Raw genomic sequence first — 27,000 nt, forward strand, 5'->3', positions numbered from 1 at the left:
TTCGGCTGCCCTTTTCGTTTGCTCCGGATCAGCAAAGAGGCAGTTGCACGGAGCGATGGCTCGCCTTCGCGGCTGGGAAATGAGAAAATCTATCATTTCCCAGCCGCAGTACCCGCGAAGGTGAAGGCTCCATGACATTTACCCGTAGACAAGTGCTCGGCGGCCTCGCCGGGCTGGCGGTAGTCGGCCTCGGCGCCGGCGGCGCGCGCCTCTGGCTGGCGCGTCCGCAGGTGGCGCAGGAGTACGACTACGAACTGATCGCCGCGCCGCTGGATCTGGAGATCGTCCCGGGCTTCAGCAGTCCGGCGCTGGCCTATGGCGGCCAGTGCCCCGGCGTGGAGTTGCGGGCGAAGCAGGGCGAGTGGCTGCGGGTGCGCTTCACCAACAGGCTGGACGAACCGACCACCATCCACTGGCACGGCATCCGCCTGCCGATCGAGATGGACGGCGTACCGTACATTTCCCAGCCGCCGGTGCAGCCGGGCGAGAGCTTCATCTACCAGTTCAAGACCCAGGACGCCGGCAGCTACTGGTACCACCCGCACCTGATGAGCAGCGAGCAGCTCGGCCGCGGACTGGTCGGCCCGCTGATCATCGAGGAGCGCGAACCCACCGGGTTCCGCCACGAGAAGGTTCTCTGCCTGAAGACCTGGCACGTGGACGAGCAGGGCGCCTTCACCCCCTTCAGCGTGCCGCGCCAGGCCGCGCGAGAAGGCACCCGCGGGCGCTATTCGACGATCAACGGCAAGCATGTGCCGACCATCGACCTGCCGGCCGGGCAGATCGTCCGGGTGCGCCTGCTGAACGTCGACAACACCGTCACCTACCGTCTCAACCTGCCCAACGGCGAGGCGAGGATCTATGCCATCGATGGCCATCCGGTGGAACCACGCGGCTTCGAGGGGCAGTACTGGATCGGCCCCGGGATGCGCCTGGAGCTGGCGCTGAAGGTGCCGGAAGCGGGCACCGAGCTGTCCCTGCGCGACGGGCCGGTACGCCTGGCGACGATCCGCAGCGTGGCCAGCGCCGAGGCACCTGCCGGCGACTGGCCGAAGCCGTTGCCGGCGAATCCGGTGAGCGAACCGGACCTGGCCAATGCCGAGAAGATCGGTTTCCGTTTCGAGTGGGTCGGGGCGATGTCCGATACCAGCGGCAAGAATCCCTATCCGTCGTTCTGGCAGATCAACGGCAAGGCCTGGGAAGGCGGCGAGGAGCACAAGCACAACGCGCCGCCGCTGGCCAAGCTCAAGGAAGGCCAGAGCTACATCTTCGAGCTGCGCAACATGGCGCAGTACCAGCACCCGATCCACCTGCATGGGATGGCCTTCAAGGTGCTGGATTCGGATCGCCGGGAGATCATCCCGTACTTCACCGACACCTACCTGCTGGGCAAGAACGAGACCGCCCGCGTCGCGCTGGTGGCGGACAATCCGGGCCTGTGGATGTTCCACTGCCACGTCATCGACCATATGGAGACCGGCCTGATGGGGACCATCGCGGTCGGCGAGGCCTGGTGCGGGTGACTAAGCTGATCAGCAACGGCAAGGGCTACCCGACGGTAAAAGGCGTGCGTCCGATCATCGATCGCAGCCGGGACCCGCATTTCATGCGCGAGGCCCTGGCAGAGGCGGAAAAGGCCGCGGCCCTCGGCGAAGTGCCGGTGGGCGCGGTCCTGGTGCGCGAGGGCGAGATCATCGGGCGGGGCTTCAACCGGCCGATCAGCAGCCACGATCCCAGTGCCCACGCCGAAATGCTGGCGATCCGCATGGCAGCGGCGGAGGCGGGCAACTACCGGCTGCCAGGCAGCACCCTGTATGTGACCCTGGAACCCTGCAGCATGTGTTCCGGACTGCTGGTGCACGCACGCATCCAGCGCCTGGTGTACGGCACGGTCGAGCCCAAGTCGGGCGCAGTGGAAAGCCGTGGGCGATTCTTCGAGCAGGAGCATCTCAACCATAGGGTCATGGTCGAGGGCGGCGTGCTGGCGGAAGAATGCAGCCAGGCGCTCTCGGCGTTCTTCCGCGCGCGGCGCGAAGCGGCGAAGAAGCCTCGCGAAGACTGACGGATGTTTCTCTTTTCGAACGCTCCGGCTGAAACGTTAAAGCACGCCCTGGCGCCTTCCTCTCCTTCAAAAGCCATCTGCATCAATTATTTATCCGGATATTTCGGACGATCGGCATAGGCGTAAAGTCGTAGTCGCCGCGCGCTTCCTTCGTCGAATTGTGTGATATTTTGCACGGCCGCTTGAGCAAGCGGCCCGCAGGCAATGGCTTCAGGTGAGAGCGAGCCCGCCTGCGGATACCCCCGCCGGACCGCGCAGCCGAAAAGCGCGGCCGGTCCGGAGGCGTCCGCGATTCCCGGCCCAGCATTGTCCTCGAAGAAGGCCATCGGTACGGCGGTCCTGGCCGCCTCCCGCACAATGCCAATTCGAAATGCAGGGAGTTGTTGTCATGAGTGATACCCGGGTCCAGCAGTATCAGGATCACGCCGGGGCGGAAGCCGTCGATTCCTCGGGACTGGAGGTCAAGCGCCTGACGTTCCTCGAGGCGGTGGCGATGATCGTCGGAACCAACATCGGCGCAGGCGTGCTGTCCATGGCCTACGCCAGCCGCAAGGCCGGCTTCATGCCATTGCTGCTCTGGCTGGCGGTGGCCGGCCTGTTCACCACCATTTCCATGCTCTACGTCTCGGAAACCGCCCTGCGCACGCGCACCCACAACCAGTTGAGCGGCCTTGCCCAGCGCTATGTCGGCTCCTTCGGCGCCTGGGCGATTTTCCTGTCCGTGGCGGTCAACAGCATCGGCGCACTGATTGCCTATATGAGCGGCAGCGGCAAGATCCTCAGCGCCTTCTTCGGCATCAGCCCGGCCCTGGGCAGCGTGCTGTTCTTCATTCCGGCCGCCGGCGTGCTGTACCTGGGACTGAGCGCCATCGGCAAGGGCGAGAAGTTCATCAGCATCGGCATGGTCAGCATGATCCTGATCCTGGTGGCGGCCACCCTGCTCAACGACAACACCGAGTTCGCTTGCCTGCTCGAAGGCGACTGGATCTACATGGTCCCGGTATTCAACATCGCGGTGTTCTGCTTCTCCGCCCAGTACATCGTCCCGGAGATGGCCCGTGGTTTCAGCCACGCCCCGGAGCGCCTGCCGAAGGCGGTGATCACCGGGATGCTGACCACCTTCGTCCTGCTCAGCATCGTGCCGCTCTCGGTGATCGCCCTGACCGGCCTGGAGAACCAGTCCGAAGTCGCCACCCTGGCCTGGGGCAAGGCGCTCGGCGAATGGGCCTTCTTCACCGCCAACACCTTCGCCCTGTGCGCCATGCTGACGTCCTACTGGGGCCTGGGCGGTAGCTTCCTGACCAATATCTTCGACAAGTTCCACAAGCTCGGTCCGGAGAACCGGCCGAAGACCCGCCTGCTGGTGCTGGCGATCGTCGCGCTGCCGCCGTTCGTCCTGGCCTACAGCGGGCTGGTCGGCTTCGTCAACGCGCTGTACTTCGCCGGGGCCTTCAGCGGAGTGATTCTCTCGATCATGCCAATCCTGATGCTGCGCTCGGCGCGCAGGAACGGCGACTTCGAGCCGGCCTGGAAATGCGGCTGGATCGCCCATCCGGCGATCCAGGCGGTGATCGTGACGATCTACCTGGCCAGCGCCGCCTACGCCATTTGCAGCGCCATGAACCTGCTGCCGGCCGGCTGGTAGGTCATCGCTGCCGGAAGAGGCCGCCATTAGGCGGCCTTTTTCATGGGATTTATTTTATCCGGATAATATTGTCGCTCTATTTATATCCGGGTATTATTCGGGCGTTCCATCCATGGGAGCCTGTCATGGCCAATGATCCATACATCCAGTCCTTCACCTGCTTCGACGGCACGCGCCGGCTGCTGACGGCGGCGCTGCCGGAGGTCGCGCTGGCCTTGAAGCAAGCGGTCGCCGGCGGTGCTGCCGGGCCGCTGCTGGTGTTCGACAATGCCACTGGGCGCTCCGTCGATCTCGATATCCGCGGTTCCAGCGAGGACCTGCTGGCGCGCCTGGTCGGCGCAGGCGAGCGGCAACCGGCGGAGGAGGCCGCGCCGCGTGGGCGCGGGCGGCCGAAGCTGGGCGTGGTGGCGCGCGAGGTGACCTTGTTGCCGCGCCACTGGGAATGGCTCGCCGCGCAGCCCGGGGGCGCCTCGGTGGCGCTGCGCAAGCTGGTCGAGGAGGCGCGCCGCAGCCAGTCCGGGCGTGCGCGGCAGGCGCAGGAGCGCGCCTACCATTTCATGAATGCGATGGCCGGCGACCTGCCGGGCTTCGAGGAGGCGACGCGGGCGCTGTTCGCCGGGGATCGCGAGGGCTTCGCCGAGCGGATCGCCGGCTGGCCGACCGATGTGCGCGAGCACGCCGCCTGGCTGGCAAGCGACGGAGAATCCTGAGGGGAGGGGGCGGCTAGAGTTTCTCGTCGCCGCTGTCTTCTTCCGGGCGCGTCTTGTTCACGCCGGGCAGGTGCAACCCGCTCTCGGCGATCTGGCTGCCTTCCATCTGCGGCTGGGTCACCCAGGTGAGGATGTCGTAGTAGCGCCGCACGTTCTGTACGAAGTGCACGGTCTCGCCGCCGCGCGCATAGCCGTAGCGGGTCTTGGCGTACCACTGCTTCTGCGCCAGGCGCGGCAGCATCTTCTTCACGTCCAGCCACTTGTTCGGGTTGAGGCCTTCCTTCTCGGCCATCTTGCGCGCGTCTTCCAGGTGCGCGCCGCCGATGTTGTAGGCGGCCAGGGCGAACCAGCTGCGGTCCGGTTCCTTGATGCTCTCGGGCAGTTCGCTGCGGATCTGCACGAAATACTTGCTGCCGCCCTGGATGCTCTGCTTCGGGTCGAGCCGGTTGGACACCCCCATCGCCTGGGCGGTGCGGTTGGTCAGCATCATCAGGCCGCGCACGCCGGTCTTGGAGGTAGCGCCGGGCTGCCACAGCGATTCCTGGTAGCCGATGGCGGCGAGCAGGCGCCAGTCGGTATCCAGCTGCTTGCCGCTCTGCTTGAAGTGGCTTTCGTAGCGCGGCAGGCGTTGCTGCAGGTGCTGGGCGAAGGTGTAGGCGCCGACGTAGCCGAGTACGTCGACATGCCCGTAGTAACGGTCCTTCAGGCGTTGCAGCAGGCCTTCCTTCTTGGCCTGGTCGAGGAACGCGTTGACCTCGTTCATCAGGCTGTCGTCGTCGCCCCCCGGCAAGGCCCAGGCCAGCCCGCGGGCTTCGCCGAAGTCGAAGGCGACGCGGACGTTGGGGAAGTACACCTGGTTCATCGCCAGTTCGTTGGAGTCGACCAGGGTCAGGTCGATGTCGCCGACGTCGACCATGCGCAACAGGTCGACCACTTCGACAGCATCGGATTCTTCGTACTTCAGTTCGGGATACTGCTTCTTCAGCTCGGCGAGCTGCTCCGCGTGGCTGCTGCCCTTGAGCACCATGATGCGCTTGCCGACCAGGTCTTCCGGGCGGGTCGGGCGCTGCTGGCCGTTGCGGTAGATGATCTGCGGGGTGACGTCGAGGTAGGTGTGCGAGTAGCGCACGCTGGCGTCGTCTTCGCGTCCCGGGGTCAGGCCGGCCGCGGCGAGCGCCGGGCCGCCCTCGCGGGAAAGCTGGGCATAGAGGTCGTCGAGGTTGTCGGCGGTCTCGATCTTCAGCTCGACGCCGAGACGCTCGGCGAAGCGCTTGGCCAGTTCGTATTCGAAGCCGGTTTCGCCGTTGCGGTCCTGGAAGTAGGTGGCCGGGCTGTTGCGGGTGATCACGCGCAGTACGCCCTCCTTCTGCACGCGCTCCAGGGCGGTAGGGGCTTTCGCCTCGCTACAGCCCGCAAGCAGCAGAAAGATGCCGGTCGCCAACAGCCAGGCGGCGCAACGTAAGCGGTACGCGGTCAGGGCAAACATCGGCGCAGTATACGCAAAGGCGAGACGGCGCCATATCTCGACAGCCGGGACCTTCTCTGCTATCGCCGGGATACCGTTCGTCCGCCGTTTCGCTTGCCCCGTCGCAGAGCGCTGCGGCGCCGTTCTCGAAGTGCTTCGAAGCGGGCCGCCGCGGATCCGATGGAGGGCTATGCGATAGCCATCGGCGCGGGTGCCGCCGGACGGTGCTTTACGGTAGAATGCACGGCCTCTGCGGGCCGGCCCGGCCGGCCCCCACACCTTCCCGTCTCCAGAGGCTGTTCCGACAATGCTGATCCTGCGCGGCGCTCCCGCCCTTTCCGCTTTCCGCCACGGCAAACTGCTCGAGCAACTGACCCAGCACGTACCTGCCGTTACCGGGCTGTACGCTGAGTTCGCGCATTTCGCCGACGTCACCGGCGCGCTCACCGCCGACGAGGAGCAGGTGCTGGCGCGGCTGCTGAAATACGGCCCGAGCGTGCCGGTGCAGGAGCCCAGCGGCCGGCTGTTCCTGGTGGTCCCGCGCTTCGGCACCATCTCGCCGTGGTCGAGCAAGGCCTCCGACATCGCCCGCAACTGCGGCCTGGCGAAGATCGACCGGCTGGAGCGCGGCATTGCCTACTATGTGCAGGGCGAACTGTCCGAGAGCGATGCCCAGCAGGTCGCCGCCCGCCTGCATGACCGCATGACCCAACTGGTGCTGGACCGCCTGGAAGGCGCCGCCGAGCTGTTCAGCCATGCGCAGCCCCGCCCGCTCACCGCCGTCGACGTGCTTGGCGGCGGTCGCGCCGCGCTGGAGAAGGCCAACGTCGAGCTGGGCCTGGCCCTGGCCGAGGACGAGATCGACTACCTGCTGAAGAGCTTCGGCGAACTGGGGCGCAACCCGCACGACGTCGAGCTGATGATGTTCGCCCAGGCCAACTCCGAGCATTGCCGGCACAAGATCTTCAATGCCAGTTGGGACATCGACGGGCAGGCCCAGGACAAGAGCCTGTTCGGCATGATCAAGAACACCTACGAGATGAACCGTGAAGGCGTGCTGTCCGCATACAAGGACAACGCCGCGGTCATCGTCGGCCATGTCGCCGGGCGTTTCTTCCCCGATCCGCAGACCCGCGAATACGCCGCCAGCCGCGAGCCGGTGCAGATCCTGATGAAGGTGGAGACCCACAACCACCCGACCGCCATCGCGCCGTTCCCCGGTGCCTCCACCGGTTCCGGCGGCGAGATCCGCGACGAGGGCGCCACCGGCCGCGGCGCCAAGCCGAAGGCCGGCCTGACCGGCTTCACCGTGTCCAACCTGCAGATCCCCGGTTTCGAGCAGCCCTGGGAAGTGCCCTACGGCAAGCCTGAGCGCATCGTCACCGCGCTGGACATCATGGTCGAGGGCCCGCTGGGCGGCGCCGCGTTCAACAACGAGTTCGGCCGTCCGGCGCTGACCGGCTACTTCCGTACCTTCGAGCAGAAGATCGCTACCCCTCACGGCGAGGAAGTGCGCGGCTACCACAAGCCGATCATGCTCGCCGGCGGCATGGGTAACATTCGCGACGAACACGTGCAGAAGGGCGAGATCAGCGTCGGCGCCAAGCTCATCGTCCTTGGCGGCCCGGCCATGCTGATCGGCCTGGGCGGCGGCGCCGCCTCTTCGATGGCCACCGGCGCCAGCTCCGCCGACCTCGACTTCGCCTCGGTGCAGCGCGACAACCCGGAAATGGAGCGGCGTTGCCAGGAAGTGATCGACCGCTGCTGGCAGCTCGGCGAGCGCAACCCGATCAGCTTCATCCATGACGTCGGTGCCGGCGGCCTGTCCAACGCCCTGCCGGAACTGATCAACGACGGCGGCCGCGGCGGTCGCTTCGAGCTGCGCGCGGTGCCCAACGACGAGCCGGGCATGAGCCCGCTGGAAATCTGGTGCAACGAGTCGCAGGAGCGCTACGTGCTGTCGGTGGACGCCGCCGACTTCGAGACCTTCAAGGCCATCTGCGAGCGCGAGCGCTGCCCGTTCGCGGTGGTCGGCGAGGCCATCGAGCAGCGCCAGCTGACCGTCGCCGACAGCCATTTCGACAACAAGCCGGTGGACATGCCGCTGGAAGTCCTGCTCGGCAAGGCGCCGCGCATGCACCGCGCGGTCACCCGCGAGGCCGAGCTGGGTGACGATTTCGACGCCGCCGGGCTGGAGCTGCAGGAAAGCGTCGAGCGCGTCCTGCGCCATCCCGCCGTGGCCAGCAAGAGCTTCCTGATCACCATCGGCGACCGCACCATCACCGGGCTGGTGGCCCGCGACCAGATGGTCGGGCCCTGGCAGGTGCCGGTGGCCGACTGCGCCGTCACCGCCACCAGCTTCGACGTCTACACCGGCGAGGCCATGGCGATGGGCGAGCGCACCCCGCTGGCGCTGCTGGACGCCCCGGCTTCCGGACGCATGGCCATCGGCGAGACGGTCACCAACCTGGCTGCCGCGCGTATCGGCAAGCTGTCCGACATCAAGCTTTCCGCCAACTGGATGGCCGCCGCCGGCCACCCCGGCGAGGACGCGCGCCTGTATGACACGGTCAAGGCCGTGGGCATGGAACTGTGTCCGGAACTGGGCATCACCATCCCGGTGGGCAAGGACTCGATGTCCATGAAGACCCGCTGGCAGGACAATGGCGAGGACAAGAGCGTCACTTCTCCGGTCTCGCTGATCGTCACCGGCTTCGCTCCGGTCGCCGACGTGCGCCAGAGCCTGACCCCGCAACTGCGCCTGGACAAGGGCGAGACCGACCTGATCCTGATCGATCTCGGCCGCGGCAAGAACCGTCTCGGCGGCTCGATCCTGGCCCAGGTCCACGGCAAGCTCGGCCGCGCCGTGCCGGACGTCGACGACGCCGAGGACCTGAAAGCCTTCTTCGCGGTGATCCAGGGGCTCAATGCCGACGGCCATATCCTCGCCTACCACGACCGTTCCGACGGCGGCCTGATCACCAGCGTGCTGGAGATGGCCTTCGCCGGTCACTGCGGCGTCGAGCTGAACCTCGATGCCCTGGCCGATAGCCGCGAAGAGTTGGCGGCCGTGTTGTTCAGCGAGGAACTGGGCGCGGTGATCCAGGTTCGCGAGGGCGCCACTCCGGAAGTCCTCGCGCAGTTCAGCGCCGCCGGTCTCGACGACTGCGTGGCGGTGATCGGCCAGCCGGTCAATGGCTACGAGATCAACCTGAACTACAACGGCGAGACCGTCTACAGCGCCCAGCGCCGCATCCTGCAACGCATCTGGAGCGAGACCAGCTACCAGATCCAGCGTCTGCGCGACAACGCCGACTGCGCCGAGCAGGAGTTCGACGCGCTGCTGGACGAAGACAACCCCGGGCTGTCGATCAAGCTCAGCTACGACGTCAACGACGACATCGCCGCGCCCTACATCAAGAAGGGCGTGCGGCCGAAAGTGGCGATCCTCCGCGAGCAGGGCGTCAACGGCCAGGTGGAGATGGCCGCGGCGTTCGACCGCGCCGGCTTCGCCGCGATCGACGTGCACATGAGCGACATCCTCGCCGGGCGGGTCGACCTGGACGCCTTCAAGGGCCTGGTGGCCTGCGGTGGCTTCTCCTACGGCGACGTGCTCGGCGCCGGCGAGGGCTGGGCCAAGTCGATCCTCTTCAACGCCCGCGCCCGCGACGGCTTCCAGGCCTTCTTCGCGCGCAAGGACAGCTTCGCCCTCGGCGTCTGCAACGGCTGCCAGATGATGTCCAACCTGCACGAGCTGATTCCCGGCACCGAGTTCTGGCCGCACTTCGTGCGCAACCGTTCCGAGCAGTTCGAGGCGCGGGTGGCGATGGTCCAGGTGCAGGAGTCGTCGTCGATCTTCCTGCAGGGCATGGCCGGTTCGCGCCTGCCGATCGCCATCGCCCATGGCGAAGGCCATGCGGAGTTCGAGTCGGAGGAAGCGTTGCTCGAGGCCGACCTTTCCGGCTGCGTGTCGCTGCGTTTCGTCGACAACCACGGCAAGGTCACCGAAGCCTACCCGGCCAACCCCAACGGGTCGCCGCGCGGCATCACCGGGCTGAGCAGCCGCGACGGTCGGGTCACCATCATGATGCCGCACCCCGAGCGGGTGTTCCGCGCCGTGCAGAATTCCTGGCGCCCGGACGACTGGCAGGAAGACGGCGGCTGGCTGCGCATGTTCCGCAACGCCCGGGTCTGGGTGGACTGATCCGGCATGGCGGGCGATGCGGACTCCAGCTCGTCGCCCGACCTTCTTCCCGAGGTTCGCCGGGTCTCTCCCGGCGACACCTTGCGGCTCTGTACCTGCGGGGCTTCGGCTTCGCTTCCCGACTGTCCCGCCGACTGCCGCAACGGTCTGACGCTCCACGCGACCCGCGAGCGCCTGTTGCTGTTGTGCCGCTGCGGGCGCTCTGCCGACCTGCCGTATTGCGACGGTAGCCATGCGCCTTCCGCCTCCGGGCTGAAGGCCAGGTGGCGGCGTTTCCGCGGCTGAACGTAAATCTGTGAACGCCCGCACGAAGGTGTTGTGACGGGCGAACAAATGTTGCGCTTATCTGTCGTAAAGACAGCGTCAAATATTCATCATGTCAAGGCAAAGTGCCATTATTTGGCGTCGGCAGTCGCACAACCACCGACCGCCTCGTGCAGCATTCGATTCGTGCGGAGAAAACGATGTACAAGCTGTGTTTCTATGTGCCTGAGAGCCATCTGGATGTCGTCAAGCAAGCGGTGTTTGCCGCGGGTGGCGGGCGCATCGGGGCGTACGACAGTTGCTGCTGGCAGTCCCTTGGCCAGGGCCAGTTCCGGCCCCTGGACGGTAGCCAACCCTACCTGGGCCAGGTCGGCCAGGTCGAGCACGTGGCGGAGTGGAAAGTGGAGCTGGTGGTGGCCGACGAGCTCATCCACGCCAGCGTCAAGGCGCTGAAGGCGGTGCATCCCTATGAGACCCCGGCCTACGAGGTCTGGCGCCTGACCGACATGGTCTTCTGAGTTTTCCTCGGACAAGCAAGAAGGGCGGCCAGTGGCCGCCCTTTTCGTTATCCGCCTCACGGGGAGAGCCCGACCCGGGGCTGTGGCGTGGCGCGAACAACCGTCTCGCGATTATCGAACCCGAGCGTGGGAGCTGTGGCGTAGGGCGGATAACCGCTTGGCGGTTATCCGCCGATTGGCCGAGGTCCAGCCCTCCTGCCGTCAGCGCCGCAGCAGCGGTTGCAGGGCCTGGCTCAAGGCCGCGGCGCGGGGGCCCACCAGGATATGGCAGATGCCGCCGGCGAGGGAACTGACGCCCTGTCCGCCGAGACGACGCAGTTGCTCGGTGGCCAGCTTGCGTTCGTCCGCCACGCTGACCCGCAGGCGGGTCAGTGCGACGTCCCGTACCTCGCGCAGGTTGCCGGCGCCGCCGAGGGCGCCGAGCCAGGCCTGGGCTTCGGCGGCGTCGACGGTGGCCTGCATCGACACCACCTCTTCGGCTGTGTTCGGACTGCCCAGCGGCGGTACGGCTTCGCCCGGTTGCGTATCGAAGGGCAGGGCGCGGCGGATCTCGTCGGCGATGCTGTCGGCCTGTGGGCCGACCACCACCTGCAGGCTGCCGGCCTTGCCCGGACGTACCACGGCCATCGCACCGAGGGCCTTGAGCTGGGCGTCCGAGGCCTTGTCGCGGTCGACCAGGCGCAGACGCAGGCGCGTGGTGCAGGCGTCCACCACTTCGAGGTTGGCTGCGCCACCCAGGGCGCGGATGAATGCCGGGGCGCGCTCGGCTTCGGTGTTGTCGCCCGATTCGCTGCTCGCGTCGTCTTCGCGGCCCGGGGTCTTCAGGTTGAAGCGGCGGATGCAGAAGTCGAACACCAGGTAATAGATGCCGGCATAGAGCAGGCCCAGCGGCCAGAGCATCCAGCCGTGGGTGGAACGGCCCCAGCCCAGGGCGAGGTCGATGGCGCCACCGGAGAAGGTGAAGCCGAGGCGGATGTCGAGCAGGTCGGTGAGGGCCATGGACAGGCCGGTGAGCAGCGCATGCAGCAGGTAGAGCAGCGGCGCGAGGAACATGAAGGCGAACTCCACCGGCTCGGTGACGCCGGTGAGGAAGGCTGTCAAGGCCATCGACAGGAGCAGTCCGCCGATCAGCTTGCGCCGCTCCGGACGGGCGTTGCGGTACATCGCCAGGCAGGCGGCGGGCAGGCCGAACATCATCACCGGGAACATCCCGGCCATGAACTGGCCGCCCTTCGGGTCGCCGGCGAAATAGCGCGCCAGGTCGCCGGTGACGACGCGCCCGGTTTCCGGGTCGGTGAAGCTACCGAAGACGAACCACACCAGGTTGTTGAGGATGTGGTGCAACCCGGTGACGATCAGCAGGCGGTTCAGCACGCCGAAGGCGAAGGCGCCGAAGCTGCCGCTTTCCAGCATGAGTTGGCCGAGGCCGTTGATACCCTGTTGCAGCGGTGGCCAGATCACCCCGAACAGCAGGCCCAGGCAGACCGCGCTGATCCCGGTGGCGATCGGCACGAAGCGGCGGCCGCCGAAAAACGCCAGGTATTCCGGCAGCTTCACGTCCTTGAAGCGGTTATACAGGGCGCCAGCCACCAGGCCGCTGATGATGCCGGAGAGCACGCCCATGTCGATGCCCGGATCGATCACCTTGAGCACCGAGATCATCACCAGGTAGCCGATGGCGCCGGCCAGGCCGGCGGTGCCGTTGTTGTCGCGAGCGAAACCGACGGCGATGCCGATGGCGAAGATCAGCGCCAGGTTGGCGAAGATCGCCTTGCCGGCGTCGTGGACCAGCGGAATGTCGAGCAGGTCGACGTCGCCCAGGCGCAGCAGCAGGCCGGCGATCGGCAGGATCGCGATCGGCAGCATCAGGGCTCGGCCCAGGCGTTGCAGGCTTTCGATCAGGAACGGGGGCATGGCGGTGGTCTCCGATTGTTCTTGTCAGGCCAGCGGCCAGTGTTGCAGGCAGGCGTCGCGCACCGCCCGGGCGCTGCCCAGGTCCAGCAGCGCCTGGGCGTGGCGGCGGCATTCGGCGGCGTCGAGCTGGCGCACCCGGGTCTTGATCTCGCCGACCAGGTTCGGGCCGACGGACAATTCCTCGACCCCGAGGCCGACCAGTACCGGTGTCGCCAGCGGGTCCGAGGCCAGCGCACCGCAGACGCCGACCCAGCGACCGTGGCGGGCTGCTCCGGCGCAGGTCTGGGCGATCAGCCGCAGCAGGGCCGGGTGCAGGGCGTCGATGCGGTCGGCCAGGCCGGCGTGGCAACGGTCCATGGCCAGGGCGTACTGCGACAGGTCGTTGGTGCCGATGGAGAGGAAGTCGGCGTGTTCGGCCAGTTGATCGGCGAGCAGGGCGGCGGAAGGCACCTCGATCATCACCCCGAGTTCGGGCAGGCGCTCGATCCCCAACTGCGTGGCCAGCTCGCCGAGGCGGCCACGGATGGCGCGCAGTTCATCGACCTCGCTGACCATCGGCAGCAGTATCCGGCAGCGTTCCAGTGGTTCGACCCTGAGCAGCGCGCGCAACTGCTGGTCGAGCAGCTCCGGGCGCGCCTGGCCGAGGCGGATGCCGCGCAGGCCCAGTGCTGGGTTTTCTTCCACCGGCAGCGGCAGGTAGTCGAGGTGCTTGTCGCCGCCGACATCGATGGTGCGGATGATCACCTTGCGCTGGCCCATGGCGTCCAGGACCTCCTGGTAGGCGTTGCGCTGCTCCTCTTCGTCGGGCGCGGCGCGGCGCTCGAGAAAGAGAAACTCGGTGCGTAGCAGGCCGACCCCGTCGGCACCGTAGGCGAAGGCTTCGGCGGCCTCGCGCGGCGAGGCGACGTTGGCGCCGATCTCGATGCGCCGGCCGTCGCGGGTGAGCGCCTCGCGCTGCGCATCGGCCTGCTGGCGGCGGCGTTGTTCCTCGCGCTGCGCCACTTGCAAGGCGACCTGCTCCAGGCGTCGAGCGTCTGGGCTGAGTTCCAGCCGGCCCTGGCCGGCGTCCAGCACCACCTGCCGGCCTTCCTCCAGCTCCAGCAGCCCGGCGCCGAGCGCCACCAGGCACGGCAGGCCCTTGCTGCGGGCGAGGATGGCCACGTGGGAGGTGGCGCCGCCTTCGGCCATGCACAGGCCAGCCGCGCCGGCATCCACCAGCGGCGCGAGGTCGGAGGGGGTGATCTCCCGGGCGGCGACGATGGCGCCAGCAGGCACCCGCAATGGCGCGGTGTCGCCGAGCAGTACCCGCAGCACGCGTTTTTCCAGGTCGCGCAGGTCGTTGGCGCGCTCGGCCAGCAGCAGGTTGCCCAGCGCCTGGAGAATCTCGCACTGGGCCTGGATCGCCCGGTGCCAGGCGTGGGCGGCGCCGACGCCCTGGTCGATCAGCATGTCGGCGGCGTCCAGCAGACCCGGGTCTTCCAGCAGCGCGAGATGCGCGGAAAAGATCGCCGCTTCGTTCTCGTCGCCGCCGAGCCTGGCCTGCTGCAGGCTCCCCTGTACGTCGTCGCGCACCCGTTGCAGGGCCTGGTCCAGGGCGAGGTGCTGTTCCTCGGGACGATGCCGGCCGTCATCCGCCGGCAGGCTGATGGCGCCGAGCCGCGCCAGGGGACCGCTGGCCAGGCCGGGCGAAGCGCAGACGCCGGCCAGGGTACCGGCGACAGCCGCAGGTCGCGCCGCCTCGCCCGGGGCGATGGCGCGCGGAGCCTCCTTCGGAGCCCCCGCGGTGGCGCTGGCGAGGGCCGCGAGCAGGGCGCCGAGGGCCGCCTCGCTGTCTTCGCCGCGACAGATCACCTCTACCTCGTCCTGTTCGGCGACCCCCAGGCCCATGATGCCGACCAGGCTGTCGACGCTGGCCACCTGCCCGGCGAAGTGCAGTTCGGCCTGGCTGGAAAAGCCCTGCGCGGTCTTGCGTAGCAGCGCTGCCGGGCGTGCGTGCAGACCGCCATGATGGGCGACCCGCGCCCGCCCGCGAACCTGGCGCTGCGCGGAGCCTTCGCCAGGCGCGGGATTGGCCGGACGTTGCTCGGCCTTCTCCGGACTCAGTTGCAGGAGCGGCGCGCCGACCTCCACCGGGTTGGTGGTCAGCGGGCGTACCTGGAAGCCGTCGCCGTTGGTCAGGATCATCACCGTGATCAGACTGCGGCTGCCGCGGGCGACGCGGTCCAGGTCGAAGCGCAGCAGCGGCTGGCCCTCGATCACCCGCGCACCTTCCTCGACCAGCGCTTCGAAGCCCTCGCCTTGCAGCTGTACGGTGTCGAGGCCGACGTGCAGCAGCAACTCGGCACCGTTGTCGGCGCGCAGGCTGAGCGCGTGGCGGGTTCGCGCCAGGTGGCTGACCAGCCCGGCGCAGGGCGCGTGCAGGCAGTCGTTGAGTGGGTCGATGGCGATGCCTTCGCCCAGGGTGCCGCTGGAAAACACCGGGTCGGGTACTCGGTTGAGCGGCATCACGGGGCCGCTCAGGGGCGCTTTGAGGGCGAGATTCTTGTTGTTCATGGGCGCGCGCTCAGGCTCAGTGGGTTCGGGTGACTTTGCTCAGGTGCCGTGGCTGGTCCGGGTCCATGCCGCGGGCTTCGGCCAGGCCGGCGGCCATGACGTAGAAACTCTGGATCGCCAGGATCGGATCGAGCGCCGGATGCGCGGCGCGCTGCAGCGGCAGGTCGCGTTCGGCGATGTCGTCCGGGGCGGCGAGCAATACCTGCGCACCGCGCTGGCGCATATCCTCGGCGAGCGCCAGCAGGCCTTCCTGCTCCGGGCCGCGGGGAGCGAACACCAGCAGCGGATAGCGCTCCTCGACCAGCGCCATCGGTCCATGGCGGACCTCGGCGCTGCTGAAGGCCTCGGCCTGGATCGCCGAGGTTTCCTTGAATTTCAGCGCGGCCTCCTGGGCGATGGCGTAGCCGGCGCCGCGACCGATCACCATCAGCCGCTGGCAGTCGCGCAGGGCCTCGATGGCCGGCGACCAGTCGAGCCTGGCGGCCTGCTCCAGCCCGGCCGCCAGGCCCTGGCCTGCGGCCAGCAGGGCATTGTCGCGCTGCCAGTGGGCGAGCAGGCGGGCGCTGGCGCTGAGCGTGGCGATGAAGCTCTTGGTCGCTGCGACGCTGCGCTCGCTGCCGGCGCAGAGCGGCACGACGAATTCGCTGGCGGCTTCCAGCGGCGAATCCTCGGCATTCACCAGGGCGATGCCCAGGGCGCCGCGTTCGCGCAGGATGCGCAGGCTGTCCACGAGGTCGGGGCTCTGCCCGGACTGCGAGAAAGCGAAGACGGCCTGCCCGGCGACACGCAGCGGCGAGCGGTTCAGGGTCACCACCGACATGGGCAGCGAGGCCACCGGCAAGCCGGCGTGCTGCATGGCCAGGTAGGCGAAGTAGCTGGCGGCATGGTCGGAGCTGCCGCGCGCGACAGTCAGTGCCAGGTTCGGATCGACCTCCCGCAGACGCTGGCCAAGCGCCGGCAGGCAGGCGTCGAGCACGGCCAGTTGACGGCTCGCCACCGTGGCGGCGGAGAGCGCTTCCTCGAGCATCAGCGAAGTCATTCGAGTTCTCCTTCCACCATCACGGCGTCGAGTTCCAGGGAGCGATCCAGGCGCACCACATCGGCCCAGGCTGCGGGCGCCAGGCGGCCGCGCTCGGCGAGGCCGAGGTAATCGGCGGGGAATTGCGAAAGGCGTTGCGAGGCTTCGGCCAGGGGCAGGCCGATCTTCACCAGGTTGCGCAGCGCCTGGTCCATGGTCAGGGTGCTGCCGGCCAGAGTGCCGTCGGGCAGGCGCACGCCGCCCAGGCACTTGGTCACCGTGTGGCTGCCGAGCTTGTACTGGCCGTCGGGCATGCCGGCGGCGGCGGTGGAGTCGGTCACGCAGTACAGGCACGGGATCGAACGCAGGGCCACCCTGATGGCGCCGGGATGGACATGCAGCAGGTCGGGGATCAGCTCGGCGTAGCGTGCGTGGGCCAGGGCCGCGCCGACGATACCCGGTTCGCGGTGGTGCAGGCCGGTCATCGCGTTGTAGAGGTGGGTGAAGCTGCTGGCGCCGGCTTCCAGTGCGGCCACGCCATCCTCGTAGCTGCCCAGGGTATGGCCGATCTGCAGGCGTACGCCGCGCTCGGCGAGGGCGCGGATCAGCGGCCGGTGTCCGGCGATCTCGGGGGCGATGGTGATCACCCGGATCGGCGCGCGGCGCAGGTAGTCCTCGACTTCCTCGAGCACCGCGGCATGGGCGAAGTTGGGCTGCGCGCCGAGCTTGCCGGAGTTGATGTAGGGGCCTTCCAGGTGCACGCCGAGTATCCGTGAACCGCCCTCCAGCGAGCGGCGGCAGTAATCGCCGAGCTGGCTGAGGATGTCGGCGATCTCCTCGCGCGGAGCGGTCATGGTGGTGGCCAGCAGCGAGGTCGTGCCGAAGCGCCGGTGGGTGCGGGCGATGGTGGCGAAGGCGTCGCCGCCTTCCATGATGTCGCGGCCGCCGCCGCCGTGCACATGCAGGTCGATGAAGCCTGGCAGCAGGTACGGATCGGCGTTGTCGGCCGGATCGCAGGGCTCGCCTTCGATCCGCTGGATACGTCCGTCCTGGATGTGCAGGCGGCCGAGGACCCAGCCTTGCGGGGTGAGAATGTTGCCTTCGAGCATGGCGGCTCCGTGTCGGTCAGCGTCGCAGTTCGGCGACGAAGTCGTAGTAGTCGTTGCGGCAGTAGGTGTCGGTCAGCTCGATCGGGGTGTTGTCCTCGAGGTAGCCGATCCGGGTCATCAGCAGCATCGCGGTGCCCGGCGCGATGCCGACCAACGCGGCATCGGACGCGGACGCGTTGATCGCGCGCACGTGCTGGAGGGCGCGGACCACCGGGCGACCGATGCCGTCCAGGTATTCGTAGAGGGAATCGCCGACCGCTGTCGGATCCGGCAGCAGGCGTGCCGGCAGGGTGCTGTTCTCGATCGCCATCACCGTGCCGTCGGCCTTGCGCAGGCGCTTCATGCGCGCGACCTTTTCGGTCGGCGAGAGGCCGAGGCGGATCAGTTCGTCGTGGGTGGGCAGGGCGATGCCGCGCTCCAGCCAGGTGGAGCCGGGGGTGAAGCCTTTCAGGCGGAGCATCTCGCTGAAGCTGGAGAGACGCGACAGCGGTTGTTCGAGACGCGGCGTAATGAAGGTGCCGGAGCCCTGGTTGCGGCGGATCAGCCCCTGCTCGAAGAGTACTTCGAGGGCCTTGCGCGCGGTGACGCGGGAAATGTTCAGGGTTTCGCTGAGGTTGCGTTCGGAGGGCAGCGCTTCCTCCGCTTTCCACTGGCCGGCATGGATCGCGCTCTCGAGATTGCGCGCCAGCTGCAGATAGAGGGGGGTGGGTTGCGCCTCGTCGGGACGCAGGGCCAGGAGCAGGTCGTGGGCTGTCTTCATGAGAGGTTCCGATGCGGATTGTGTTGTTGTCGCCCGGTAATGCTGGGAAAACTAATACCACTTGAATACCACGTCAATGCCAGTTGTGCGTCGCGCACGCGTCAGCCAGCCGTCCCGTCGATTGACTTGGCCTGAGTAAGGGCTGCAAGGGTTTGACGGATAAAAGAAAACGCCGCCGGAAAATCTCGCGGCGGCGTTCCTGGTGTGGCTGACGGCTGACGAGTGGTATCAGCCTGGTTCTGTCAGGGGCGGATCTCGATCAGCGTGCCGTCTTTCACCACGCTCCAGACTTCGCGCATGTCGGTGTTGTTCATGGCGATACAGCCATTGGTCCAGTCCAGGGTGGAGAAGTACCACTCCGGGTATTCGTCATCCAGCGGGGTGCCGTGGATCATGATCATGCCACCGGCCGGCAGGCCCTTTTCCCGGGCCTTGGCCACGTCGCGGGCGTTGGGGTAGGAAATGTGCATGGAGAGGTTGTAGTTGTTGCTGGTCTTGCGCCAGTCGATCCAGTAGAAGCCTTCCGGGGTGCGGTTGTCGCCTTCGGCCAGCTTCGGGCCGGTCGGGCGCTTGCCCAGCGAGACACGGTAGCTTTTCAGGACGTTGCCTTTGTTGAGGAGCAGCAGTTTTCGCTCGGACTTGAGCACCAGGACCTTGTCCACCTTGCCTTCCAGGCTCGGCGCGGCATTGGCCTGGGTCAGACTGGCGAAGGTCAAGCACAGCAAAGCAAGCAACCAGCGCATGGAAGTGAAATCCCCGATGTTCCCTTGAGCCGCAACGGCGGCGGTGTTCGAGTGTTTGGCGTTCAGTCTTTCTTATAGGAAGCCAGCATAGGTGCAATGGCTTCGTTGCGCACCGGGAAGCAGCCTTCGCGGCGGTCGCTGAAGTAGCATTCTAAGGTACGGCCGATGGTCGGAAAAGCCAGCTCCGACCAGGGAATCTCCGCTTCGTCGAAAAGCCGCACCTCCAGGCTTTCATCGCCGGCGGAGAAATCCAGGTCGAGCAGCTCGGCGCGGAAGAACAGGTAGACCTGGCTGATGTGCGGCAGGTCGAAAAGGGTATAGAGCTGCAGGTCGCCGATCCGCGCGTTGGCTTCTTCCTCTGTCTCGCGGGCCGCCGCCTGGGCGAGGGTCTCGCCGTTCTCCATGAAGCCGGCCGGCAGCGTCCAGTAGCCCAGGCGCGGCGCAATGGCGCGACGGCAGAGCAGGACCTGGCCGTCCCACACCGGCAGGCTGCCGGCGACGATACGCGGGTTCTGGTAGTGCACGGTGTGGCAGGCGTCGCAGACGTAGCGCAGGCGGTTGTCGCCGTCCGGGATGCGCTGGACCACCGTGGCGCCGCACAGGCTGCAGAATTTCATGCCAGGTTCTTCTTCGGGGAAAGGCCTATCTTGCTCGGCTGGCCGGGAGGCGACAAGGCCCCGTGCGGGAGGGGTGGGCTGGCCGGGGCTTTCGTGCCATGATCTCGGGGAAACGACAAGACCTCGGAAACCCCGGCAGTATGAACTGCACGCTCGACGAGCTGCGCCAACGCATCGAGGCGCACCGCCCCCGCCAACTGGATACCGACCAGCGCTTCCCCCAAGCGGCCGTGCTGGTGCCCATCACCCGCAGCGACGATCCGGAGCTGGTGCTGACCCTGCGCGCCGCCGGTTTGTCCACCCATGGCGGCGAGGTCGCCTTCCCCGGCGGGCGGCGCGACCCGGAAGACGCCGACCTGGTGCGCACCGCCCTGCGCGAGGCGGAGGAGGAGATCGCCTTGCCGCCGGGCCTGGTGGAAGTGGTCGGGCCGCTGAGCACCCTGGTCTCGCGGCATGGCATCGAGGTCACTCCCTATGTCGCCTTCATTCCCGACTTCGTCGAGTACCAGCCCAACGACGGCGAGATCGCCGCGGTGTTCAACGTGCCGCTGAGTTTCTTTCGCGACGACCCGCGCGAGGTCACCCACCGTATCGACTACTTCGGCCGCAGCTGGTACGTGCCCAGCTATCGCTTCGGCGAGTTCAAGATCTGGGGCCTGACGGCCATCATGGTGGTGGAGCTGGTCAACCTGCTGTACGACGACCCCATCGACCTGCACACGCCGCCGGCTTCGTTCATCAAACTGAGTTGACCGACGGGGCGCAGACCCCGGCCATGAGGAGATCGCGATGAAATACCGCCTGGGCGATGCCCGCGTCGAAACCCATCCCGACAGCTGGATCGCGCCCAGCGCAGCGGTGATCGGCAAGGTTCGCCTGGATGCCGGCGCCAGCGTCTGGTTTGGCGCGGTGCTGCGCGGCGACAACGAGCTGATCCATATCGGCGAGCACAGCAACGTCCAGGACGGCTCGGTGATGCACACCGACATGGGCTATCCGCTGACCCTCGGCAAGGGCGTCACCGTCGGCCACAACGCCATGCTGCATGGTTGCAGCGTGGGCGACTACAGCCTGGTAGGGATCAACGCGGTGATCCTCAATGGGGCGAAGATCGGCAAGTACTGCATCATCGGCGCCAACGCGCTGATTCCCGAGGGCAAGGAGATTCCCGACGGCTCGCTGGTGATGGGCTCGCCGGGCAAGGTAGTGCGCGAGCTGAGCGAGCCGCAGAAGAAGATGCTCGAGGCCAGCGCCGCCCACTATGTGCACAATGCCCGCCGTTACGCCCGCGACCTCGTCGAGGACCCGGCGTGAACGAGCGACCGGTGGCTTCGCCCTGCGTGCATGTCTGCGCGCTGGACGAGCAGGACATCTGCATCGGCTGCCAGCGCACGGCGGCCGAGATCACCCGCTGGGGCCTGATGAGCAACGACGAGCGCCGCGAGGTGCTCGGTCGCTGTTTCGAGCGCGCCAAGGCGCAAGGGCTGGTCAGCGGTTCCGCCTGAAGCGGATTCCGTTTTCTTTCATTTCCGAGGTTCTTCCATGACCCGTATCGGTACCCCCCTGTCGCCGAGCGCGACCCGCGTCCTTCTCTGTGGCTCCGGCGAGCTGGGCAAGGAAGTCGCCATCGAGCTGCAACGCCTGGGTTGCGAAGTGATCGCCGTCGATCGCTATGGCAACGCGCCGGCCATGCAGGTGGCGCATCGCAGCCACGTGATCAGCATGCTCGACGGCGCCGCCCTGCGCGCGGTGATCGAGCAGGAGAAGCCGCACTACATCGTGCCCGAGATCGAGGCCATCGCCACCGCCACCCTGGTCGAGCTGGAGGCCGAAGGCTACACCGTGGTGCCCACCGCCCGCGCCGCGCAACTGACCATGAACCGCGAGGGTATCCGCCGGCTGGCTGCCGAGGAACTCGGCCTGCCGACCTCGCCCTATCACTTCGCCGATACCTTCGAGGACTACCGCCGTGGCGTCGAGCGCGTCGGCTACCCCTGCGTGGTGAAGCCGATCATGAGTTCGTCTGGCAAGGGCCAGAGCGTCCTGAAAGGCCCCGACGACCTGCAGGCGGCCTGGGACTATGCCCAGGAAGGCGGGCGCGCCGGCAAGGGCCGGGTGATCGTCGAGGGCTTCATCGATTTCGACTACGAAATCACCCTGCTCACCGTGCGCCACGTCGACGGCACCACTTTCTGCGCGCCGATCGGTCACCGCCAGGTCAAGGGTGACTACCACGAGTCCTGGCAGCCGCAGACGATGAGCGCGCAGGCCCTGGCCGAGTCCGAGCGGGTCGCCCGGGCAGTGACCGAGGCCCTCGGCGGACGCGGGCTGTTCGGCGTCGAACTGTTCGTCAAGGGCGACCAGGTGTGGTTCAGCGAGGTGTCGCCGCGACCGCACGATACCGGCCTGGTGACCCTGATTTCCCAGGATCTTTCCGAGTTCGCGCTGCACGCGCGGGCGATCCTCGGCCTGCCGATCCCGGTGATCCGCCAGCTCGGCCCGTCGGCCTCGGCGGTGATCCTGGTGGAAGGCAAGTCCCGGCAGGTCGCTTTCGCCAACCTCGGCGCCGCGCTGAGCGAGGCGGATACGGCGCTACGCCTGTTCGGCAAGCCGGAAGTGGATGGCCAGCGGCGGATGGGCGTGGCCCTGGCGCGCGACGAGTCGATCGACGCCGCCCGCGCCAAGGCGACCCGGGCCGCCCAGGCGGTTCGCGTCGAACTCTGAGATGCGCCGGCTGGCAACGCTGGCCTGGTGGGCGGCGGCTCTGCCGTTGCTGCCGCTGGCGGTGCCGCTGGCTATCCGCACCCGCCGCCGAGCCTTGCGCCTGGCGCCCGCGGCGGGACCTCGCGAAGGGCTGGTCGGTGGGTCCGGTGCCGAAGAGCCGCTGCGCTTGCTGTTGTTCGGTGAGTCGACAGTGGCCGGGGTCGGCGCCAGTTGCCTGGACTACGCCCTGGCCGGCCGCCTGGCCGCGGCGCTGGGCGAGCGTCTGCGCCGCCCGGTGGCCTGGCAGGCGCTGGGCGAGAACGGCATCACCAGCGGCGAGGCGCGCGAACGCCTGCTACCGCAGGTGGCGGGACGTTTCTTCGACCAGGTGATCCTGGTCTTCGGCGTCAATGACACCACCAGCCTGCGCTCCCTCGAACGCTGGCGTGCCGACTGTGCGGCCCTGATCGAAGGCTTCCAGGCGGCCGGCGCGCAGGTGACCTGCACCGCGGTGCCGCCGCTGCGGCATTTTTCCGCCTTGCCCGGGTTGCTGCGGGCCCTGCTGGGGTGGCGCGGGCGGTTGCTCGACGAGGCGCTGCGCGATCTCGCTGGCGCGACCGGCGCCGGCTACTGCCCGATCTCGCTGGACCTGCTTCCGGGCTACCTGGCCATCGACGGCTTTCATCCGTCGCAGCTGGGCTACCAGGTCTGGGCCGGGGCCCTCGCCGACTGGTTGGCGGCGAGGGAGAAGGGCGGCGTCGCGGTAGCCTGAGCGAGACTCAGGACACTGCGCCGAGGTCGTTGTCGCGGGTTTCCTTCAGGCACAGCACCGCCAGCAGGCTGAGCAGCGCCGCTGCGGAGACGTAGCCGCCGACCCAGCCCAGGCCGCCGATGCCGACCAGCTTCTGGGCTATATAGGGCGCCACCGAGGCGCCGAGAATGCCGCCCAGGTTGTAGGCCGCCGACGCGCCGGTGTAGCGCACGTGGGTGGGGAATATTTCCGGCAGCAGCGCGCCCATCGGGGCGAAGGTGACCCCCATCAGGAACAGCTCGATGCAGAGGAACAGGGCGACGCTGAACGTCGAGCCCTGGCTGAGCAGCGGCTCCATGGCGAAGCCGGAGGCGATCGCCGCCAGGCTGCCGAGCAGCAGTACCGGCTTGCGTCCGAAGCGGTCGCTGAGCCAGGCCGACAGCGGCGTGGCGGCGGCCATGAAGAGCACCGCGAGGCACAGCAGACCAAGGAACTCCTCGCGGCTGAAGCCGAGGCTGGCCACCCCGTAGCTCAGCGAGAACACCGTGGAGATATAGAACAGCGCATAACACACCACCATCGCCAGGGCGCCGAGCAGGGTCGGCCGCCAGTGCTGGGCGAACAGCTCGGCGATCGGCAGGCGGACCCTCTCGTGCTTGGCCATGGCCTTGGCGAACACCGGGGTTTCCGCCAGCTTCAGGCGTACGTAGAGGCCGACCACGACCAGCGCCGCGCTGAGCAGGAACGGGATCCGCCAGCCCCAGTCACGGAACTGCTCCTCGCTGAGCAGCATCGCCAGGGCCAGGAACAGGCCGTTGGCGGCGAGGAAGCCGATCGACGGGCCGAGCTGGGGAAACATGCCGAACCAGGCGCGCTTGCCGGCCGGCGCGCTCTCCGTGGCCAGCAGCGCGGCGCCACCCCACTCGCCGCCGAGGCCGAGGCCCTGGCCGAAGCGCAGCACGCAGAGCAGCAACGGCGCCCAGTAGCCGATGCTGTCGTAGCCGGGGAGGACGCCGATCAGTGTGGTGGATACCCCCATCAGCAGCAGCGAGGCGACCAGGGTTGACTTGCGCCCGATGCGGTCGCCGAAGTGGCCGAACAGCGCCGAGCCCAGCGGGCGAGCGAGGAAGGCGATGCCGAAGGTGAGGAAGGCGCTGAGCATCTGCGCGGTGCCGGATGTCTGCGGGAAGAATACCGGACCGATCACCAGGGCGGCGGCAGTGGCATAGACGTAGAAATCGTAGAATTCGATGGCGGTGCCGATGAAGCTGGCGACTGCGACCCGGGTGGTCGAGTTGGCCGGTTCCGGAGCGGCGTCGGCGGCGAGGGTGGCGGCGGTCATGGTGGGAAGGTCCCTGGCAGTCGGGGCACGACGGAGTGCTTCCGTGCGGCCGGATGGTTATGGCCAGTGCGCCGATGCGGCGGCGCGGCGCCCGGGTGGGGCGGACGAGATCGGTCGCGCAGGGAGGATGGGGCTGCGCGCCGTGCGCCGGCTGGTACCGTCGGCATCGGGGCCGGGCGGGCAGGCGGGACTGGCGGGTGACTGGCCGGGGCTCGGGCTGCGGGTAGCGGCGGAACCGGCGGCAGGGCTGGATAAGCTGGGGTCGATTATAGAGCGCCGCAGGGCGGGTTCGGCAATCCCGGATCAGACGCTGGCGTCGCTTTCGACCAGCGGGGTCAGCGCGCGGGGATGCCAGGCGCGCACGCTTTTCACACGGTTTTCCGCCGACTGCTGGATTTCCAGGCAGTAGGGGCCGATGCGCAGGCACACCGCGCAATCGGGGATCTGCTCCAGGGCTTCGGTGACCAGGCCGTTGAGGGTCTTCGGGCCGTCGCAGGGCAATTGCCAGCCAAGCGACTTGTTCAGCTCGCGCAGGTTGGCGCTGCCGTCGATGACGAAGCTGCCGTCTTCCTGGGCCTGGATATCCGGGTTGTCGAGGCTGTCGAGGTCGTTGAAGTCGCCGACGATCTCTTCGAGGATGTCCTCCAGCGTGACGATGCCGATCACCTCGCCATATTCGTCGACCACCACGCCGATACGGCGCTTCTCCTTCTGGAAGTTCACCAGCTGGGTCGACAGCGGCGTGCTTTCCGGCACGAAATACGGCTCCATGCAGGCCTGGCGGAGATTCTCCTTGGTCAGGCGGCCCTGGGTCAGCAGGCGCGCGATCTGGCGCATGTGCACGACCCCTTCGATCTGGTTGACGTCGTCGCGGTAGACCGGCAGGCGGGTGTGGCTGGTGGTGCGCAGTTGCTCGACGATGACCTCGAGTTCGTCGTCGAGGTCGATGCCTTCGATTTCGTTGCGCGGGATCATCAGGTCGTTGACCGTGACCTTCTCCAGGTCCAGCAGGCCGAGCAGCATGTCATGCCGGTTGACCTCGCTGGCCTGGGGATTGTCGGCCGGATGCAGGGCCTCTTCGTCGCGGCTGCGTCCGCTGTCGTCCTGTTCCGCCGCGGCGACGCCGAGCAGGCGCAGCAGCGCGTTGCTCAGCAGGGTCAGCAGCCACAGCAGGGGCCAGCACAGGCGCTGCAGGATCAGAAGCGGCAGGCTGAGCGGCAGGGCGACGCGTTCTGAGCGAAGGGCGCCGTAGCGGCGCGGCAGCAGGGCGCCGAACAGCAGCAGGAGCAGGGTCATGCCGGGGATGGCGACGGCCAGGCCGATGACGCCCCAGTGGTGCAGCGCGGCCCAACTGGCCAGGGCGGCGGCGCTGACGTTGACCAGGGTGCGGCCGAACAACAGGGTGCCGCGCAGGCGGTCGTCGTGCAGCAGCAGCCAACTGCTGCGCCGGGCCCCGCGCAGGCCTTGCTTGGCCTGTAGGCGCAGGCGGTAACGGTCGAGGTTGAGCAGGGCGGTCTCGACGCAGGAGAAGAACGCCGAGCAGGCGACCAGGAGAACCAGCAGGCCGACCAGGTACCCGGGGTGCAGCTCATCCATGAAGGAGGCCCATCAGATGTGCAGGATGAATTCCCGCACCAGCTTGCTGCCGAAGTACGCCAACATCAACAGGCAGAAACCGGCCAGGGTCCAGCGGATCGCCTTGTGGCCCCGCCAGCCGAGCTGGTGGCGACCCCAGAGGAGCACGGCGAAGACCACCCAGGCGAAGCAGGACAGGATGGTCTTGTGCGCCAGGTGCTGGGCGAACAGGTTGTCGACGAACAGCCATCCGGACAGCAGCGACAGCGAAAGCAGCGACCAGCCGCCCCAGAGGAAGCCGAACAGCAGGCTTTCCATGGTTTGCAGGGGCGGGAAGTTGCGAATCAGCCCGGACGGATGCTTGTGCTTGAGGCGGTAATCCTGGAGCAGCAGCAAGAGCGCCTGGAACACCGCGATGGTGAGCAGGCCGTAGGCCAGGATCGAGAGCAGGATGTGGGCCAGGATGCCTGGTTGTTCGTTGATCGGCTCGACGGTGCCGTGGGGGATGAGTACCGCCAGCAGGGTGGTGAGGGCGCCCAGCGGGAATAGAAGGAGGAGCAGGTTCTCCACCGGTATCCGCAAGGTCGCCAGCAGGGTCAGGAGGATTACCGCGGCGGCGATCAGGCTGGCGGCGTTGAAGAAGTCCAGCACCAGGCCGGCCGGGGTCAGCAATTGCTGGTAGAGGCTGAAGGCGTGGGCGACCAGTGCCAGGAGTCCGAACAGGAGCAGCAGGGGTTTGCCCGGCGCGGTGCGCTTGGACACACAGGCACCCTGGTAGGCGGCGGTGCCGAGATAGAGAACAGCAGCGATGAGGCTGGGCAGCAGGGGATGCATAAGTCCTTGTAATCGCGGGCCCGAAAGGATGGGAGTTTGGCATAGATCGAGCGTCGCGAGAAAGCCGTTGCGAACAGTTCTCTCGTACCTGTGGCCGGGTTGGCGGACCGCCTGCCGCGGGCGCCGCGACCTCATGGTCCGGCGGTCGCTTCGGCAAAGACGGAACGCATCGGCAAATCAAGGACTTGAGGCTGGCCTCCGGTCGTCGCCGGA

General features: G+C 67.7%; 24 protein-coding genes. 12 read left to right on the top strand and 12 right to left on the bottom strand.

Features of this window, described 5'->3' with window-relative positions:
* Positions 1–131 precede the first annotated feature (131 nt).
* Positions 132–1,523 (top strand): multicopper oxidase family protein, encoded by a 1,392-nt coding sequence (locus tag VQ067_RS06385; protein ID WP_003137910.1) that lies wholly within the window; start codon positions 132–134, stop codon positions 1,521–1,523.
* Positions 1,514–2,062, top strand: coding sequence for a tRNA adenosine(34) deaminase TadA (gene tadA, locus VQ067_RS06390; RefSeq protein ID WP_003092697.1), 549 nt, complete (start codon positions 1,514–1,516; stop codon positions 2,060–2,062). Before VQ067_RS06385 ends, tadA begins: the two co-directional genes overlap by 10 nt.
* A gap of 86 nt (positions 2,063–2,148) precedes the next feature.
* On the opposite strand, the gene VQ067_RS06395 is transcribed toward tadA, so the two are convergent.
* A complete protein-coding gene (locus VQ067_RS06395) occupies positions 2,149–2,388 on the bottom strand; it encodes a hypothetical protein (RefSeq protein ID WP_152959661.1) in 240 nt (79 codons plus the stop codon).
* A gap of 62 nt (positions 2,389–2,450) precedes the next feature.
* Between VQ067_RS06395 and VQ067_RS06400 the strand changes: the two genes are divergently transcribed.
* Entirely contained in the window at positions 2,451–3,707 is a 1,257-nt protein-coding gene (locus tag VQ067_RS06400; protein ID WP_033991056.1) for an aromatic amino acid transport family protein, read from the top strand.
* A gap of 125 nt (positions 3,708–3,832) precedes the next feature.
* The gene (locus tag VQ067_RS06405; RefSeq protein WP_003092691.1) at positions 3,833–4,417 is read left to right on the top strand and encodes a DUF2239 family protein; all 585 of its coding nucleotides are present in this window, start codon (positions 3,833–3,835) and stop codon (positions 4,415–4,417) included.
* A 13-nt stretch (positions 4,418–4,430) separates the two neighbouring features.
* On the opposite strand, the gene mltF is transcribed toward VQ067_RS06405, so the two are convergent.
* Positions 4,431–5,903, bottom strand: a complete 1,473-nt coding sequence (mltF, locus tag VQ067_RS06410; RefSeq protein WP_003104806.1) for a membrane-bound lytic murein transglycosylase MltF — start codon at positions 5,901–5,903, stop codon at positions 4,431–4,433.
* A 286-nt stretch (positions 5,904–6,189) separates the two neighbouring features.
* On the opposite strand from mltF, the gene purL reads away from it, so the two are divergent.
* The 3 genes from purL (at position 6,190) to VQ067_RS06425 (ending at position 10,868) form a co-directional block, all read left to right on the top strand.
* Positions 6,190–10,086 carry a phosphoribosylformylglycinamidine synthase gene (purL, locus tag VQ067_RS06415; protein WP_003137917.1) on the top strand — a complete coding sequence of 1,299 codons (3,897 nt, stop codon included), beginning with the start codon at positions 6,190–6,192 and terminating at the stop codon, positions 10,084–10,086.
* A 6-nt stretch (positions 10,087–10,092) separates the two neighbouring features.
* Positions 10,093–10,371, top strand: coding sequence for a CDGSH iron-sulfur domain-containing protein (locus VQ067_RS06420; RefSeq protein WP_003158782.1), 279 nt, complete (start codon positions 10,093–10,095; stop codon positions 10,369–10,371).
* A 179-nt stretch (positions 10,372–10,550) separates the two neighbouring features.
* Positions 10,551–10,868, top strand: coding sequence for a Nif3-like dinuclear metal center hexameric protein (locus VQ067_RS06425; RefSeq protein WP_033991058.1), 318 nt, complete (start codon positions 10,551–10,553; stop codon positions 10,866–10,868).
* A 201-nt stretch (positions 10,869–11,069) separates the two neighbouring features.
* Here VQ067_RS06425 and nagE read toward each other — a convergent pair whose 3' ends face one another.
* The 7 genes from nagE to VQ067_RS06460 form a co-directional block, all read right to left on the bottom strand.
* Positions 11,070–12,782 carry an N-acetylglucosamine-specific PTS transporter subunit IIBC gene (gene nagE / locus VQ067_RS06430; RefSeq protein ID WP_003112082.1) on the bottom strand — a complete coding sequence of 571 codons (1,713 nt, stop codon included), beginning with the start codon at positions 12,780–12,782 and terminating at the stop codon, positions 11,070–11,072.
* 24 nt (positions 12,783–12,806) lie between these two features.
* The gene (gene ptsP, locus VQ067_RS06435) at positions 12,807–15,335 is read right to left on the bottom strand and encodes a phosphoenolpyruvate--protein phosphotransferase (protein ID WP_033991059.1); all 2,529 of its coding nucleotides are present in this window, start codon (positions 15,333–15,335) and stop codon (positions 12,807–12,809) included.
* Positions 15,336–15,351: 16 nt separating this feature from the next.
* On the bottom strand, positions 15,352–16,374 hold the full coding sequence (locus VQ067_RS06440) for an SIS domain-containing protein (RefSeq protein WP_023085501.1): 1,023 nt from the start codon (positions 16,372–16,374) through the stop codon (positions 15,352–15,354).
* Positions 16,371–17,462, bottom strand: coding sequence for an N-acetylglucosamine-6-phosphate deacetylase (nagA, locus tag VQ067_RS06445; RefSeq protein WP_003111788.1), 1,092 nt, complete (start codon positions 17,460–17,462; stop codon positions 16,371–16,373). Before nagA ends, VQ067_RS06440 begins: the two co-directional genes overlap by 4 nt.
* A gap of 16 nt (positions 17,463–17,478) precedes the next feature.
* Entirely contained in the window at positions 17,479–18,222 is a 744-nt protein-coding gene (locus VQ067_RS06450) for a GntR family transcriptional regulator (protein ID WP_003092669.1), read from the bottom strand.
* A gap of 242 nt (positions 18,223–18,464) precedes the next feature.
* Entirely contained in the window at positions 18,465–18,965 is a 501-nt protein-coding gene (locus VQ067_RS06455; RefSeq protein WP_003092667.1) for a L,D-transpeptidase family protein, read from the bottom strand.
* A 62-nt stretch (positions 18,966–19,027) separates the two neighbouring features.
* Entirely contained in the window at positions 19,028–19,582 is a 555-nt protein-coding gene (locus VQ067_RS06460) for an NUDIX hydrolase (protein WP_003092665.1), read from the bottom strand.
* A gap of 140 nt (positions 19,583–19,722) precedes the next feature.
* Here VQ067_RS06460 and VQ067_RS06465 point away from each other — a divergent pair, with 140 nt between their 5' ends.
* The 5 genes from VQ067_RS06465 to VQ067_RS06485 are packed head-to-tail and all read left to right on the top strand — an operon-like array spanning position 19,723 to position 23,057.
* Entirely contained in the window at positions 19,723–20,334 is a 612-nt protein-coding gene (locus VQ067_RS06465) for a CoA pyrophosphatase (protein WP_003092664.1), read from the top strand.
* A 37-nt stretch (positions 20,335–20,371) separates the two neighbouring features.
* Positions 20,372–20,896: a gamma carbonic anhydrase family protein gene (locus VQ067_RS06470; RefSeq protein WP_003092662.1), complete on the top strand. Its 525-nt coding sequence runs from the start codon at positions 20,372–20,374 to the stop codon at positions 20,894–20,896.
* The gene (locus VQ067_RS06475) at positions 20,893–21,087 is read left to right on the top strand and encodes a DUF1289 domain-containing protein (protein ID WP_003092660.1); all 195 of its coding nucleotides are present in this window, start codon (positions 20,893–20,895) and stop codon (positions 21,085–21,087) included. The genes VQ067_RS06470 and VQ067_RS06475 overlap by 4 nt, the downstream gene beginning before the upstream one ends.
* Before the next feature lie 37 nt (positions 21,088–21,124).
* Positions 21,125–22,306: a formate-dependent phosphoribosylglycinamide formyltransferase gene (gene purT / locus VQ067_RS06480; RefSeq protein ID WP_021265186.1), complete on the top strand. Its 1,182-nt coding sequence runs from the start codon at positions 21,125–21,127 to the stop codon at positions 22,304–22,306.
* A gap of 1 nt (position 22,307) precedes the next feature.
* Positions 22,308–23,057: an SGNH/GDSL hydrolase family protein gene (locus tag VQ067_RS06485; protein WP_003113828.1), complete on the top strand. Its 750-nt coding sequence runs from the start codon at positions 22,308–22,310 to the stop codon at positions 23,055–23,057.
* Positions 23,058–23,064: 7 nt separating this feature from the next.
* On the opposite strand, the gene VQ067_RS06490 is transcribed toward VQ067_RS06485, so the two are convergent.
* The 3 genes from VQ067_RS06490 to VQ067_RS06500 all read right to left on the bottom strand — a co-directional run bounded on the left by VQ067_RS06490 (position 23,065) and on the right by VQ067_RS06500 (position 26,787).
* Positions 23,065–24,378: an MFS transporter gene (locus tag VQ067_RS06490; RefSeq protein ID WP_023874992.1), complete on the bottom strand. Its 1,314-nt coding sequence runs from the start codon at positions 24,376–24,378 to the stop codon at positions 23,065–23,067.
* A 303-nt stretch (positions 24,379–24,681) separates the two neighbouring features.
* On the bottom strand, positions 24,682–25,974 hold the full coding sequence (locus VQ067_RS06495) for an HlyC/CorC family transporter (RefSeq protein WP_003453700.1): 1,293 nt from the start codon (positions 25,972–25,974) through the stop codon (positions 24,682–24,684).
* A 12-nt stretch (positions 25,975–25,986) separates the two neighbouring features.
* Positions 25,987–26,787: a cytochrome C assembly family protein gene (locus VQ067_RS06500; protein WP_003092649.1), complete on the bottom strand. Its 801-nt coding sequence runs from the start codon at positions 26,785–26,787 to the stop codon at positions 25,987–25,989.
* Between the last annotated feature and the right edge of the window lie 213 nt (positions 26,788–27,000).

The organism is Pseudomonas sp. KBN12P06040, from assembly GCF_037574965.1.
Taxonomy (GTDB): domain Bacteria; phylum Pseudomonadota; class Gammaproteobacteria; order Pseudomonadales; family Pseudomonadaceae; genus Pseudomonas; species Pseudomonas aeruginosa.

Excerpts from the sequence above, each read along its gene's own strand:
- VQ067_RS06420 (WP_003158782.1), top strand. The coding sequence starts at position 10,093 with ATGGCGGGCGATGCGGACTCCAGCTCGTCGCCCGACCTTCTTCCCGAG.
- VQ067_RS06465 (WP_003092664.1), top strand. The coding sequence starts at position 19,723 with ATGAACTGCACGCTCGACGAGCTGCGCCAACGCATCGAGGCGCACCGC.
- VQ067_RS06455 (WP_003092667.1), bottom strand. The coding sequence starts at position 18,965 with ATGCGCTGGTTGCTTGCTTTGCTGTGCTTGACCTTCGCCAGTCTGACC.
- VQ067_RS06460 (WP_003092665.1), bottom strand. The coding sequence starts at position 19,582 with ATGAAATTCTGCAGCCTGTGCGGCGCCACGGTGGTCCAGCGCATCCCG.
- VQ067_RS06405 (WP_003092691.1), top strand. The coding sequence starts at position 3,833 with ATGGCCAATGATCCATACATCCAGTCCTTCACCTGCTTCGACGGCACG.
- mltF (WP_003104806.1), bottom strand. The coding sequence starts at position 5,903 with ATGTTTGCCCTGACCGCGTACCGCTTACGTTGCGCCGCCTGGCTGTTG.
- purT (WP_021265186.1), top strand. The coding sequence starts at position 21,125 with ATGACCCGTATCGGTACCCCCCTGTCGCCGAGCGCGACCCGCGTCCTT.
- VQ067_RS06425 (WP_033991058.1), top strand. The coding sequence starts at position 10,551 with ATGTACAAGCTGTGTTTCTATGTGCCTGAGAGCCATCTGGATGTCGTC.
- nagE (WP_003112082.1), bottom strand. The coding sequence starts at position 12,782 with ATGCCCCCGTTCCTGATCGAAAGCCTGCAACGCCTGGGCCGAGCCCTG.
- VQ067_RS06485 (WP_003113828.1), top strand. The coding sequence starts at position 22,308 with ATGCGCCGGCTGGCAACGCTGGCCTGGTGGGCGGCGGCTCTGCCGTTG.
- ptsP (WP_033991059.1), bottom strand. The coding sequence starts at position 15,335 with ATGAACAACAAGAATCTCGCCCTCAAAGCGCCCCTGAGCGGCCCCGTG.
- VQ067_RS06450 (WP_003092669.1), bottom strand. The coding sequence starts at position 18,222 with ATGAAGACAGCCCACGACCTGCTCCTGGCCCTGCGTCCCGACGAGGCG.
- VQ067_RS06385 (WP_003137910.1), top strand. The coding sequence starts at position 132 with ATGACATTTACCCGTAGACAAGTGCTCGGCGGCCTCGCCGGGCTGGCG.
- VQ067_RS06395 (WP_152959661.1), bottom strand. The coding sequence starts at position 2,388 with ATGGCCTTCTTCGAGGACAATGCTGGGCCGGGAATCGCGGACGCCTCC.
- VQ067_RS06490 (WP_023874992.1), bottom strand. The coding sequence starts at position 24,378 with ATGACCGCCGCCACCCTCGCCGCCGACGCCGCTCCGGAACCGGCCAAC.
- VQ067_RS06400 (WP_033991056.1), top strand. The coding sequence starts at position 2,451 with ATGAGTGATACCCGGGTCCAGCAGTATCAGGATCACGCCGGGGCGGAA.
- nagA (WP_003111788.1), bottom strand. The coding sequence starts at position 17,462 with ATGCTCGAAGGCAACATTCTCACCCCGCAAGGCTGGGTCCTCGGCCGC.
- VQ067_RS06470 (WP_003092662.1), top strand. The coding sequence starts at position 20,372 with ATGAAATACCGCCTGGGCGATGCCCGCGTCGAAACCCATCCCGACAGC.
- VQ067_RS06500 (WP_003092649.1), bottom strand. The coding sequence starts at position 26,787 with ATGCATCCCCTGCTGCCCAGCCTCATCGCTGCTGTTCTCTATCTCGGC.
- VQ067_RS06495 (WP_003453700.1), bottom strand. The coding sequence starts at position 25,974 with ATGGATGAGCTGCACCCCGGGTACCTGGTCGGCCTGCTGGTTCTCCTG.
- purL (WP_003137917.1), top strand. The coding sequence starts at position 6,190 with ATGCTGATCCTGCGCGGCGCTCCCGCCCTTTCCGCTTTCCGCCACGGC.
- VQ067_RS06440 (WP_023085501.1), bottom strand. The coding sequence starts at position 16,374 with ATGACTTCGCTGATGCTCGAGGAAGCGCTCTCCGCCGCCACGGTGGCG.